The sequence below is a fragment of the Alteromonas sp. G5_S2_22_S1 genome (assembly GCF_054968525.1).
The window spans coordinates 341322-355320 of record NZ_JBQKUJ010000001.1; the positions used below are offsets into that span (position 1 = coordinate 341322).

Genomic DNA, 13999 nt, shown 5'->3' on the forward strand with positions numbered 1-13999 from the left:
CGACCTAAAGATTATTGGTCGACAGGCTCTGAGTTTTCAACTCGGCTTTTTAGTTTTTGACCCGGGCGGAACGTTACCACTCGACGCGCTTTAATAGGAATGTCTTCACCGGTTTTAGGATTACGGCCAGGACGTTCATTTTTATCACGCAGGTCAAAGTTGCCAAAACCTGACAGTTTTACTTGCTCACCAGATTCCAGAGCGCCTTTAATCTCTTCGAAAAAAAGCTCTACCAGATCCTTCGCATCACGCTTGTTAATGCCTAGTTTCTCGAATAGGTGTTCAGCCATCTCGGCTTTGGTCAATGCCATAGTTTACTCTCTTAACGCGGCCCCAAACTCAGATTCCAGACCTTTAACCACAGTATCTACGGCTTGCTGAATTTCAGCTTCTTCTAAGGTTTTATCCGGATCTTGTAAATGAAGTGACAAAGCAAGGCTCTTGTAGCCAGGCTCAATTCCCTTGCCTTTGTACTCATCGAACAAGTTTAGAGCAACTAGTTGATTTACGCCAATTTTTTCTATGTAAGAAAGGACATTTCCTACACGCACTTCATCTTTAACCGTAATAGCAATATCACGGCGGTTCGACGGGAAGCGCGATACCGGTACTGCCGACGGTAATTTACGCTCGGTAATGGCATCTACCGCCAACTCGAACACAAATACACGGCCGTTAACACCAAGCAATTTAGTAAACTGCGGGTGTATAGCACCAATATAGCCAACTTCTTCATCATTAAGCAAAATTTTTGCAGTCATACCAGGGTGTAACGCACTGTGCTGCCCTGTTACAAAAGTAAACTCACCCTGCTTACCGGTAAGGGCAAGCAACGCTTCAACGTCTGCCTTTGCATCGAAGAAATCAACCGGGCTATCGCCCAAGTCCCAATGCTCTTCGTTACGACGCCCTGCTACTACACCACCAATTACCTGTTCTTGCAATACACCATTAGGCGCATCTTGTTGAGGTATAAAGCGTAATCCGGTTTCGAACAGTCGAATTCGCTGTTGCTGACGCTTCTGATTATAAGCAGCAGCACCAACTAAACCCGGCCATAAACTTACGCGCATTACCGACATATCAGATGAAATTGGATGTGGTAACACCATACCCTTCACATCTGGGAACAAGGCGTTTTGAATTTTAGGGTCGACAAACGAATACGTAATCGCTTCGTTATAACCACGACTTAGTAACAACGACTTCATTGTATTAAGCGGCAGCTTAGCTTCTTGCGAAGGTAGCATTGCCAAGGTCGCTTTTGGCGCCACGTTTGGAATGTTGTTGTAGCCGTAAACACGGGCAATTTCTTCAATCAAATCTTCTTCAATTGAAATATCGAAACGGTAGCTTGGCGCAACTGCTTCCCAGCCAGCTTCAGTTTGCGTAATGTCTAAACCAAGGCGGTTAAGCATTTCCGTTACTTTTGCATCGTCAATGCTAATGCCTAGTACGCGAGACAAACGTTCACGACGTAGCGTAACCGTTGCTTGCTTAGGTAGCTTGTCTTCAGCCACTGCTTCAACAACAGGGCCAGCTTCACCACCACAAATTTCAAGAACTAGTGCAGTAGCGCGCTCCATAGCTTTACGCTGAAGTAGCGGATCTACACCACGCTCGTAACGGTGCGACGCATCGGTATGTAAACCATACTGACGGGCACGGCCCATAATGGCATCACGGCTAAAGAACGCACTTTCAAGCAAAATATCTTGTGTTTCAGTAGTTACACCAGAGTGTAGGCCGCCGAAAATACCTGCCATTGCTAGCGCTTTATTGTCGTCAGCAATAACCAAAGTATTGCTTTGCAGCTTAGCTTCGGTTTCGTCTAGCAACGTAAGGGCTTCGCCTTCTTTCGCCATTCGTACGTTAATGTTGCCTTCAATGCTGGCAAGGTTAAACGCGTGCATCGGTTGGCCAAGCTCTAGCAATACAAAGTTAGTCACATCAACAATGGGGTCGATACTGCGAATACCGCAACGACGTAGCTTTTCAACTAACCACAGTGGCGATGCAGCTTTAACATTTACGCCTTTAACAACACGGCCTAAATAACGTGGGCATGCGTCATCCGCGCTTAACGTAATTGATAATTTATCATCAATAGTTGCGTCTACCGCAGCGACTTCAGGCTCGCACACGTCAAGGTTATTAAGCACGCCTACTTCACGGGCAATACCGCGAATACCCAAGCAATCTGCACGATTTGGGGTTAGGTCTACTTCAATGGCGTTGTCATCAAGACCAAGGTAATCGCGAATGTCTTCGCCAATAGGTGCATCGGCTGGAAGTTCGATAATACCGTCGTGGTCGTCGCTAATACCTAGCTCAGAGAAACTACATAGCATGCCAAAAGACGGCTCACCACGAAGCTTCGCTTTCTTAATTTTAAAATCGCCTGGCAATACAGCGCCAACAACCGCTACCGCTACTTTAATGCCCTGACGACAGTTAGGCGCACCACAAACGATATCAAGTAGCTCATCGCCACCTACGTTAATTTTCGTTACGCGCAGTTTGTCGGCGTTCGGGTGCTGACCGCACTCCACTACTTCACCTACTAGCACGCCTTTAAAATCGCCTGCTACTGGCTCAACGCCGTCTACTTCCAGGCCAGCCATGCTCAACTGTTCAGACAGCTCATGTGCCGACAGCGACGGGTTAACCCACTCTCTTAACCATTTTTCACTGAATTTCATGTGTACTCTCTGCCTTAGTTGAACTGCTTAAGGAAACGAAGATCGTTTTCAAAGAACGCGCGCAAGTCGTTAACACCGTAACGAAGCATAGTTAAGCGCTCTACGCCCATACCAAAGGCAAAACCTGTGTACTCTTCTGGGTCGATACCCACAGCTTTAAGTACATTTGGGTGCACCATGCCGCAGCCCAATACTTCAAGCCACTGGCCGTTTTTACCCATAACGTCTACTTCAGCTGAAGGCTCAGTAAACGGGAAATAAGACGGACGGAAGCGAATTTCTAGCGACTCTTCAAAGAAGTGATGTAAGAAGTCGTGCAAAATACCTTTAAGGTCGGTAAAGCTAACGTTTTTATCAACCATCAAACCTTCCACCTGATGGAACATTGGCGTGTGGGTTTGATCGTAGTCGTTACGATACACGCGCCCTGGCGAGATAATACGCAATGGCGGCTTTTCCGCTTCCATGGTGCGAATTTGAACACCAGAGGTTTGCGTACGAAGCATCATGTCTGGGTTAAAATAGAAGGTATCGTGATCAGCACGCGCTGGGTGATTCGCAGGAATGTTCAGTGCGTCGAAATTGTGAAAACCGTCTTCAATTTCAGGGCCGGTCTTAACTGAAAAGCCAAGTTCACCAAAGAAAGATTCAATACGCGCAATAGTGCGGCTAACCGGGTGCAAGTTACCTGGCTTTTCAGTGCGGCCAGGCAAAGTTACATCAATAGCTTCTTCGGCTAGCTTTTTGTTAAGCTCTTCAGTGCGTAAAAACTCACCTTTTGCAGAAATAGCTTGCTGAATAACCTGTTTAGCTTGGTTAATCTTTTGGCCTGCGGCAGGACGTTCTTCGTTCGATAACTTTCCAAGCCCTTTAAGTAAGTCGGTAAGTTTACCTTTCTTACCCATGAATTCGACCCTAACTTGGTCTAATGTGGCTGCATCTTGTGCAGCGTCAATCTGGCTTTGTGCCTGATTGATAATAGCGTCAAGCTCCATGTTTTCCTCAATTTACATGATGACTGCATGGCCAAAGCATAGGAAGAATTTTTCTGTGCGCTAAGGCTTGCCTGAAATAAAAGCGGTAGTTTACACGAGTGACAGACATTACCGCTACCCTATATAGCTGATAATGGCGAAATTTTGTGGGAACAAGAGAGAACGTCATATACGACATATGCAAAGCTCGCCTCGAGGTAAGGTCTCATTTTCGTTTATTTTCGTGATAAAGCTCTACCAAACAGCAATTAATCTTGGCATTATACTATTATCGAGTTTAACCTTGCTCACTCGATTAACTTACCGTCTTTTACAGACTAAATCTGTTGATTCACTTAAAGGGATTTGGATGTCTTCATCAGCAGCTCTTGTTATATTTTTATTCGCTTCTTTAGTACTGCTTTATTTAGTTAGTCAGTTTTCCTCAGTTAACTTCAGCAAACTAAAGATTTCTGATGAGCCAAATATAAAAAACAAAGATGTCTCAATAACAGCTTTATTTCTTCTATTAATATCCTGTGTCATTTCTATTTGCTTGAGTACATATAACTTCACAGATTTTAGTGTCGACTACGACTCGATGTCCGTTCAACTAAACTTTCTTATTAAAGATGAAATAAAGTTCCAAATGTGGAACGGCAGGTTTTTTCCCTTATCTCATGTCGACAATGCAGTTATACTTAAAATTTTTAAAAGCTTTAGTGCTTTAAAAGTATATCTGATACTTCATTTTATTTTTCTGATGACACTTACCTACTTTGCGTTTGATTTTATTCCTAAAAACAGACGCTTTGTACTTCTAAGCTTAATCGCCGTTTCTCCCCCAATTGTTAACATATATTCTTCAGCGATATACTCTGAAAGAAATATCCTTCTCTTTCTTGTAGCTAGTACTCTCTTTTTACGGCTAGGTATAAAAGAGGTATTAAATGCTAAATTAGCTTTATTTTTCTCAGTGTCATTATTTTTCATATCTCTTTATTTCAAAGAAACTACGATACTGTATTTAACTTCATTCTTGGGCTTAATCTTCATTTTAAGAAACTTTGAGGCTTTGAAAGCTTTTGACTACAAAGTTATTTCAGATTATATAAAAAATCCTTTTTCTCACGTTGAGGTTATATTCCTTTTACCTTGCCTGCTCTGGCTTTTCTCGTTTTTTCTTCTGGGAGGAGAGTTGAACCCTGAATATGTAGCCAAAAGAGATAATAGCCTTACAGAATACGTTGGTGACAATTTTATAGAGTTGATTTTAATTTCTATCATCGCAGTATTTATGACTGTAAGAGCTCGATTTGACCTATACGCTGTTCTGATACTGTCCTGTATCCCCATGGTGCTCTACGGTCTATTAGTTAGCCAATCAATGGGAGCCTATAATACATTCACTTATTATAATTACTTAATATATTTGGCTTTTTCTATATATATAGTATGTACGAAAACGAGCAAATTTGTAATCATTGTCCCTTTTACATATATAACTTTTACGTTGATAACCATTTCTGGCTTTCTTGATTTTACAGAGGAAGTCAATAAGCGAGATAAAGTTGTAAGAGCTGCTGTAGAAGTAATTAAAAATAAAACATTGAACATTAACCTTGATGAACCATGGAAAGAGCGTAACTTAGCAAGGTTTATTTTGTACAAAGCCGGTCAAGGTAATATGAATCACTTAACAAAGCACGATTTATTCTGTAAAGACACCAATCTATATACTGACAATACTTCGTGTACTATTAATGAGCAGCCACCTTCTTGCCGGACGCTTGTTGATGACAAAGACTCAAGTGCGCAATCGGAAGCACTTAAAATTATTAACACAAACTATGCACATTGTGAATAATGTGTGTTGAATTAGATATTTATTGCTCTACAACTTTAAACAAGACAAACAGACAATTAATAGTACGTGCTTTCACGATAAAGTTGGAACTACGAGCGAGTTAGTCGAACTGCAAAGACACCTTCGCCTACGCTTGATATTTAACAACTTCATTTCTATAAAGGTATTTACCAATCGATTTATTAGTTATTTTCCATATGAATAAAGCAAAAAAAACCTAAAACACAATGCGCGATTCCAAATGATTACCTATATTTGGCAGATACAGGTAAAAACGAATGTTTCTATTTATTGTTACTTCTTAAAATATACCTAGGTCGTTTTTTAGTTTCAACATAGATGCGACCTATATATTCTCCAAGAACACCTATCCCTATAAGTTGAACTCCACCTAGGAAAAGAACAGATACCATTAATGACGGGTATCCTGGAACGTCATTACCCCATATAAGCTTTTCAACAATCATCATCAAGCCGTACGCAAATGCCAGCGAAGAGATAGCGAAGCCGATATAGGTCCACATTCTAAGAGGTACTGTTGAGAAACCTGTAATCCCCTCTAATGCCAGATTCCATAACTTCCAGCCATTAAACTTTGTCGTACCAGCTGCACGTTCATCGCGAGTGTATTCTACAATCGCGGTTTTGCCGCCACACCAAGATAAAATAGCTTTCATAAAGAGATTACGCTCTTCAAGCTGAATAATACTTTGAACTATCTTTTTATCTAGAAGCCTAAAATCGCCAACGTTTTCTTCTATTTTAGTATTGCTTATTTTATTGTGGAAAGAGTAAAACCACTGTGCTGTTTTACGCTTGAGGTAAGTATCTGAATCTCGATTGGCACGTTTAGCGAGCACCATTTCGTAGCCCTCTCGCCACTTAGCAATCAACTCATGGACAACTTCGATTGGATCTTGCAGGTCAACATCTATGGGAATAACGGCGTCACCATCACTGTGCTCTAAACCGGCAAATAGCGCGGGTTCTTTGCCAAAGTTTTTTATGAAGGAAAGTGCTTTCACATTTTCATCACTAGCAGCTATTCGAGAAATGATTTCAAGTGTCTTGTCAGAACTGCCATCATCTATAAAAACGACCTGTACCTGGTACTGACTCAGCTCTGCTTTAACTTTCTCATAAAAGATGTCTATGACTTCCTCTTCGTTGAATACAGGGACGACTAAAGAAATTTTTTCCATGGCTTTGTTTAGACCTCTTTGAAAACAACGTATTTTGAAAACAGAAAACCGATGACCAAACTCGTTCCAGAGAATAATATTAATGTTACCAAACCAGGTAACTTAAAATAATCTGAAGCTAAACCAAAAGTGAAAGCAATAACACCCATAAAAGCGGTGAAAGTCACGTACCTTTTTAATGAAGTCTTCGATTGAAATGTGTACTTGCCATTTACGTAAAAAGAAAATGTAACAGCTGTCGCAAAAGCAAATAAATTTGAAAGAGACTGCGAGAAATCAAATTTCAACAATACGTAGAACGTTATCCAGTGTATTGCGGTGTTCACAATACCTACTGTTAGGAATTTAGAAAAAAGTGATAGTAGTGAATGACTTACTTTCTGAGCCAAAACAGTTTCCTTAGATGAAAAGTTTCTCGGCACTATTATGCATCGAATTACGCAAATTAATTATGGCATTAGTCTATGACACATTATACGATAAGACTAGGTGCTTTCTAGATATTTATAAAAATCATTTAGCGAGTATTTTTACTTTTACTATACAAGATTTGGAGTCTTATTACTTCGCCGTGAAAAAGCAGTTAAAACCAAAAACATTAACTTAACAAAATAAAAACAACTAAAGCTTTTCTATAATTTAGATAAGCGTAATGTAAACTACAGTTAAGCTTCAGAATAGAAATATAATATGAAATATACTCTAAATTACAGGCCCGATATAGATGGCTTAAGAACTATTGCTGTAGCTTCAGTCGTTCTATTTCATTGTGGTTTTTCCAGCCTATCAGGTGGCTTCATAGGTGTTGATATATTTTTTGTTATATCTGGTTTTTTGATAACTACGTTATTATGTAGAGATATTGGCAGTGACCTTTTTTCGCTGACCTCTTTTTACGCTAAAAGGTTACGCCGCCTTTATCCAGCATTAATAGCAACAATACTGTTAACTCTAATTTCCGGGTATTTTGTCTTTATGCCAGACGAGATGAAAGAACTAGGGCAAAGTGCTGTCAGCGTAGTAGCATATCTTTCAAACGTGTTTTTCTGGCTTAAAAGCGATTATTTTGATGGCCCATCAGAGCTCAAACCCCTTCTACATACTTGGTCATTAGCAGTAGAAGAGCAGTTTTACATATTATTTCCTTTAATATTGCTCACTCTACACAAGCTGTTTAAAAAAATCTCCGTATATGCTCTTCTCCTACTGCTAGCGACTTCGCTTTTAGGGTGTCTGGTGGTTCAAGGAATTGAGAACAGCGCTGCGTTCTACCTAATGCCATTCAGAGCATGGGAGTTCCTCTTTGGCTCACTCTGTAGCGTTTACTTGGCCCATGAATCCACAGCTAACACCTTTGCGAAGAAAACTCTGCCTATTTTAGGCATTATTCTAATATTTGGTTCTATAGTTGTTCTAGATGAAACCTACCTCTTCCCTGGTATAAGCGCAATTCCCGTCACTATTGGTACTGCTTTAGTTATTGCTTTTTATGAAAAAGATACACTTGTGTATAGAATTTTAGCAAGTTCGCCTATGGTATTCCTCGGTAAAATTTCATATTCGACTTATTTAGTACATTGGCCCATAGTAGTTTTCTATAAATACTCAATCATGAGAGAGCCAAACCTTTTAGAAAAAATAACGATGACTGCTGCTTCTTTCGTTATCGGTTTTTTGTTTTACAAATATATAGAAAATACCTTTAGAGCCAAGAGACTTTCAAAAAAGGATATTCGACAAACTTTTTTGTATACGGCATCTTGTTCGGTAGCAATCGCATCTATCGGAATTTTCAGCCACATTCAGCAAGGTTTTCAAAACAGATTTGACGTTCTTCCCGCCCCAATCCATAAAGTTTCAAATGCGTTCCCTAAGGGGGCCAATTGTTTTCTTTCAACTGATGAGGGTGCCGATTTATGGACAGGGGACTTATGCACAGTCGGTGGATATGATAAGGAGAAACAAACAACATTGTTGTGGGGTGACTCCCACGCTAATCACTTAGTTCAAGGTGTATTATCAACAAAAGACGACATCCCTAACAACGTTCTTTTGTATGCAAGTGCCGGGTGCGCTCCAATTTTAGGCGAGCTTCCTAACAATAGGCCTAACTGTAGTGATAACAATCAATTCGCATTACGAGTAATAACCGAGCATAACGTTAAAAGGGTAGTTTTAGCGTCAAATTGGCAATATGCACGCTCACAAGGTGTCGAAATCAGCAGAATTTTAAACACAATACAGCGTCTAAACAGCTTGAATGTGGAAGTTGCCGTTATAAGCCAGGTTCCTATTTACTCTGTCCATAATCCTCAATATCTAAATGTCAGGCTATCAAGCAACACTAACTTTAATGGCAATTGGATGATAAAACCTTCGAAAGGCTTACGCGAACGTGAAATAATTAAAGCCCTACCCTTTCCAAGTACAATAAACGTTTTTGATCCTTTTGAGACTTTTTGTGAACATGGAAGCTGCTCAATTATGAAAGATTACAACTTGATGGTAGTAGATTCAGGACACCTCTCGACAGAGGGCAGTACAACCTTGGTTAGACAAATCCTCACCAACAACGCACAATTTTTTTGACTATTAGACTAATAGCAGAGCTATTGGTGGCTTGACTAAATTAGTAATGTCAATATTTCAGTGTAGTGCTACTTCGATTCACTCAATAACCTATTTGATGAAGCAGAAAATATAATGCCGAAAATTGTTTTCGTTATCAACTCAATTAAGTTTGGTGGCGCTGAAAGAGCGTTAGTGAATTTGTTAAGTAAGCAAGAATTCTATGAAGGTTTTGATATCTCAATAGTACTGTTAGACGATGAACCACTTGAACGCGAAATGCCAGCCCATATTAAACTAATTAAGCTAGATAGCAGAGGCTCGCTCGTAAAAAGTATTATAAATCTTAGTGGTTATATAAAGAGAAACTCTCCAGATTTAGTCGTAAGCTTTCTAGTAAGATCCAACGTAGCTAATGCGTTTGTACGGTATTTTAACAACACTTCGAAAGCTGTGCTTTGTGAACGAATGCATTTAAGTAGTCATCTAGACAATCAATTTTCTGGTTTCAAACGCCTATTATCTTCTTTACCCCCCCGCGCTATGTATCGCCACGCAGACGCTGTAATAGGCGTGTCAACAGGTGTAACCAATGATTTAGTTAACAACTTTAATCTTCCAAAGCATAGGGCAATTACTGTTTTCAACCCGTACAATACGGAAGAAATATTAGCTAAAAGTAAGCATATTTCAGAAATAAACATACCGAATGAATATATTGTTAGTACTGGTCGTTTAACGCCTGCAAAAAATTTCAAGCACCTTATAGATGCTTACCTTGCATCCAATGAGCCAGCTCCCCTTTGCATACTCGGCGAGGGTGAACAAAAGCAGGATTTACTAGATTTCATTCATGCGAAAGGTGCCTCTGATCGAGTTCTACTGTTAGGCTATGCCAAAAACCCTTTCCCTATTCTTGTGAAAGCAAAGTACTATATCTCAGCATCAACCAACGAGGGCTTTCCTAACGCACTTGTTGAGGCTATGGCTGTGGGCTTACCTGTTATTATGACAAACTGCCCATCCGGACCTGCTGAAATATTAGAAGAGAATGAAGCGTTTTACAGTGAAACCATGCATATAGGAAAATACGGCATACTTGTTCCATTAGGTAAACAAAGCGAGCTCACCGCCGCAATAAACTACCTTCAAGATAAAGAGCGTAAAAAAGTTTTCCGTGCAAAAAGCCTTCATCGCGCTAATGATTTTCATATAGATAAGATAGCGAACGAATATTGGCAGTTTTTAAGGTCACTCTTATAACAACGACTCAAATAGCTCTATGTGCTTCTGAATATTTACTTCCCACGTATTTTGTTGCTGTAGTGTTTCAGCGTATGTATTTTTGTAAAAAAGATAGTCTTTAACGTTCAACTTTGCTGCGAGGCCATATACATCCCCCCTCTCGAAGTAGCTTGTCTTATTGAGCTCAAACTCTTTATGGGGGGCAATATCGCTGGCTACAATGGGAATACCAACAGACAAGGCTTCTGCAAGCACTAGGCAAAAACCCTCCATATATGATGGATTCACCAGCAAAGATGCATTTTTGTACAGTTCTGTAAGTTCATCATCAACACGGGTACCGGCAAATACAATACGTTCACAAGCATGTTTTGTTAACGATTTAACATATTCATCTTCAACATAGTTAGAACCTACAATTACCAGTTTTAGATGCTCGACATTACTCATATTAAAAGCGGCAATTAAATCGTCGAAACCTTTAGTTTTATCTAAACGCCCCACGGCCAATATGTACTGGTTTGCTCTTATTCCAAGTTCTGAAAGTATTTTACTATGCGCACTTCGGTAGTTGATTAGCGAGCCTGCATTTCTTATAACCGTACGCTTTCTCTTTAAAAAAAAGTATTTTTCATTAACTTCGTCAAGAACAGACTGGCTCACACAAATAATACGGTGTGCAAACAAGACTGTTGCTAATTCGCCCAACTTTAAAATAAATTTACCGTGCCAACGCCATTTTGGACGTTTATAGTCTGGTGAATGATGAGTTACTATTGTTTTAAACCCCAAAAGACGAGAAACGGGACTAAAAAATCCGGGGCCAATTCCGTGTAAATGAACAAGCTCCGGGTGTACAAATAACCTAGCGTAAATCAAGGCGAATAAAGTATGAATAAATGTTTCTAAGCCGCTTATATTTACAGCCTTAAGTGCCTTAACCTTTACTCCATTATATTCGTATTCTGTTTTTCCCTGATATGTTATTCGGCTGAGTATAGTGATATCAAAATCACTACGTGCCTTCATTATACCAGGGTAAAGATGTTCGCATATGGTCTCTATTCCCCCAACGAAACATGGAATGCCTCTGGTGCCAATAACACAAACTTTTGGCATTTACGTTCCTTTATAATTGCCTTTGGTGAAAAGCCGAAATCCACATGCAATAGAAATAACGCATGATGGATACATATAGATGCTCAACTGTTTCTTTATTTTATTAGTATTTAATGGAATAACCAACACCTTGCGTGTTCAAAACTGAAAAACTACACTTTATTTATATTATTTTGCGCTTGCCGCTTTCTTTCCCCAAGGTTTTCCCATGCATTTACGCACTTTTTATTACCTTATCGCTATACTAAACTTACTTACCATTTCAGCGTGTACTAGTACAATTACTGAAACACGGCTATCGCAAATGGCGCTGCAAACCGGCGACAAGTATGACCTACTCATTAGTGACACTTACGCAAAAAATGATGTAAATATACCACCAGAAAAAGTTGTTGAATTAATTAGCACAAGCAACTCGCTTGATGAAGTTGAAAAACAGTTATTAGAAAGATACGGCATTAACATAATTAAGCTTTACGAGCATGGGTTACTTACTAATTCTGACGAGCTAATTTTATCTCAAACTATGCCTGCACTGTCAGAGAATATTGCATTACTTAACGCGTTATTAGCAATATTTCCTGTCGATAGTTATTCCATTATTCGAAGCGTTCGTAAAGCTAATATTATTGATAGTGAGCAGCTTCTTGACGCCATTTTGCAAGCTGGGCTCGACCCTTCCCTGGCAATGGAAGCTACTGCAAATGGGTTAGAAAATACTGTCACACCGCTTATCCATTCGGCAAGTATAACTCTGTATAACCAAGATGAAGAATACACTAGCGATATTAAATACAGACAAGCTGGAACAGAACTTTGGGATGAAGGCTTATCATTTTCTTGGGATCCTATATATGGCGCATTATCAGGAAGCATTTTCAATTTGCAGCCTGAAACCACTTATGACGTTGAAATACAAGTCAATCAGAGTGGTGATATAAAAGAATTTGTATTTGAATTTACTACCAAGCCCGACAGTCCACCGATTGATCCTGATAAGGTGTACTATCTTTCTGAGATATACAACGGTGGTCAATTAGATCTCGAAGCGCTAAATATATTTGGCTCATCACAAGGATATGCAAAAATAATCGGTGACGGCGCAGTTATTACGCCAGAGTCGGATGATATCGCTGCAGTGAATATTGGCCGCCAGTCATACGTAATGTTAGAAAACCTTACTATTCGCGGTGGTCAGAGGTATGGAATTTTCGCTAATCATACACATGACATTTGGATTAAAGGGTGCGATATCGCTGAGTTCGGAAGAACAGCTTACGAGTATAGAGGCGGAAAGGCGTATTCTAGCGCAGGGAGTACATCACCAATAAACTACGACTCTGGTATTTATCTAGAGAAGTCGGGTATTGCAGTTATTGAAGACTGTGAGATTCACAACCCCAATTTGGGGTCAAATCACTGGGGCAACGGTCACCCTAATGGGGCAAATGCCATCCAAATATGGGCATATCACCCTGATTTGGAAAAACGTGGACAATTTATTATCAGAAATAACAGGCTTTATGGAAGTGATGAAAAGCGCTTCAATGACGTAATAGAAGGCAGAAAAAATGCTTGGAGAGTCGGAGGCTTTGTAAGAGACTCTGCTATTTACGGTAACTACATAGCATATGCAAATGATGATTTAGTTGAATTGGATGGAGGTCAAAGTAATGTACTCATCTATAATAATGAACTTACTCAAGGGTACACTGGTATCAGTATTGCACCTAACAGACTAGGCCCCAGCTATATCTTCCACAACCTTATTTACAACCTTGGTGATGAGAGGGGCCGTGAGTGGGCAGCAATAAAAGCTGGTGGCATTATGAGCCAACCGGCGGGTGTTACACGAGTATACGAGAACGTGATTCTTACTAACCGAAACGGTATAGCAGCCTCTAGCTTTCAAGGAGATAAGACATTTTGGATTGAGACACAAAATAATGTGATTATTACTCGAAACAATTCAAACATGGTAGGTTATGGTATATACGATGAACAACAGTTTCTATCCTCTCAATTCTTCAACGATTTAATTTATAACATTTCCATGGGAGGTACTAAAACATATGTTTCGCCGGAAACTATTTCCTCATTAGCCACCAAGGTTGATACTAGTTCTGTTCAAAACTTTGACCCTGCCCTCATCAATGTGTTGGAAATCGATAGTAAATACCAAATACCTAATATTTCAATCACCGTTCCAAAAGATAGAGCGTTTAGTTCAACTCAGATACTGTCTGAGAAATGTATTTTTAATTGCAAAGAAAAACTATTAATTAAAGTGGGCAAAGGCAATTGATTTTTAGCGCTACTTGA

Annotated in this window: 10 protein-coding genes; 4 read left to right on the plus strand and 6 right to left on the minus strand. The window is 39.7% G+C overall.

Annotation, left to right across the window (positions count from 1 at the left end; all coding sequences use genetic code 11):
* Positions 1–11: 11 nt before the first annotated feature.
* Genes ihfA through pheS form a run of 3 tightly spaced genes read right to left on the minus strand, consistent with a single transcriptional unit; the run spans position 12 to position 3697 of the window.
* A complete protein-coding gene (ihfA, locus tag ACTRWF_RS01555; protein WP_012518129.1) occupies positions 12–311 on the minus strand; it encodes an integration host factor subunit alpha in 300 nt (99 codons plus the stop codon).
* A 3-nt stretch (positions 312–314) separates the two neighbouring features.
* The gene (gene pheT, locus ACTRWF_RS01560; protein WP_020745771.1) at positions 315–2702 is read right to left on the minus strand and encodes a phenylalanine--tRNA ligase subunit beta; all 2388 of its coding nucleotides are present in this window, start codon (positions 2700–2702) and stop codon (positions 315–317) included.
* A gap of 14 nt (positions 2703–2716) precedes the next feature.
* Complete coding sequence (gene pheS / locus ACTRWF_RS01565) at positions 2717–3697, minus strand: phenylalanine--tRNA ligase subunit alpha (protein WP_015066912.1); 981 nt, start codon at positions 3695–3697, stop codon at positions 2717–2719.
* 349 nt (positions 3698–4046) lie between these two features.
* Here pheS and ACTRWF_RS01570 point away from each other — a divergent pair, with 349 nt between their 5' ends.
* Positions 4047–5543 carry a hypothetical protein gene (locus ACTRWF_RS01570; RefSeq protein WP_462834999.1) on the plus strand — a complete coding sequence of 499 codons (1497 nt, stop codon included), beginning with the start codon at positions 4047–4049 and terminating at the stop codon, positions 5541–5543.
* A gap of 284 nt (positions 5544–5827) precedes the next feature.
* On the opposite strand, the gene ACTRWF_RS01575 is transcribed toward ACTRWF_RS01570, so the two are convergent.
* Together ACTRWF_RS01575 and ACTRWF_RS01580 are read right to left on the minus strand one after the other, a co-directional pair.
* Complete coding sequence (locus ACTRWF_RS01575; RefSeq protein ID WP_462835000.1) at positions 5828–6745, minus strand: glycosyltransferase; 918 nt, start codon at positions 6743–6745, stop codon at positions 5828–5830.
* 8 nt (positions 6746–6753) lie between these two features.
* Positions 6754–7167, minus strand: a complete 414-nt coding sequence (locus ACTRWF_RS01580) for a GtrA family protein (protein WP_462835001.1) — start codon at positions 7165–7167, stop codon at positions 6754–6756.
* Between the two features lie 268 nt (positions 7168–7435).
* Between ACTRWF_RS01580 and ACTRWF_RS01585 the strand changes: the two genes are divergently transcribed.
* Together ACTRWF_RS01585 and ACTRWF_RS01590 are read left to right on the plus strand one after the other, a co-directional pair.
* Positions 7436–9334, plus strand: coding sequence for an acyltransferase family protein (locus tag ACTRWF_RS01585; protein ID WP_462835002.1), 1899 nt, complete (start codon positions 7436–7438; stop codon positions 9332–9334).
* 114 nt (positions 9335–9448) lie between these two features.
* Positions 9449–10576: a glycosyltransferase gene (locus tag ACTRWF_RS01590; protein ID WP_462835003.1), complete on the plus strand. Its 1128-nt coding sequence runs from the start codon at positions 9449–9451 to the stop codon at positions 10574–10576.
* Here the strand turns inward: ACTRWF_RS01590 and ACTRWF_RS01595 are convergent.
* Entirely contained in the window at positions 10571–11677 is a 1107-nt protein-coding gene (locus ACTRWF_RS01595) for a glycosyltransferase (protein WP_462835004.1), read from the minus strand. The genes ACTRWF_RS01590 and ACTRWF_RS01595 overlap by 6 nt on opposite strands.
* A gap of 208 nt (positions 11678–11885) precedes the next feature.
* On the opposite strand from ACTRWF_RS01595, the gene ACTRWF_RS01600 reads away from it, so the two are divergent.
* On the plus strand, positions 11886–13982 hold the full coding sequence (locus ACTRWF_RS01600; RefSeq protein ID WP_462835005.1) for a right-handed parallel beta-helix repeat-containing protein: 2097 nt from the start codon (positions 11886–11888) through the stop codon (positions 13980–13982).
* The last annotated feature ends 17 nt before the right edge of the window (positions 13983–13999 follow it).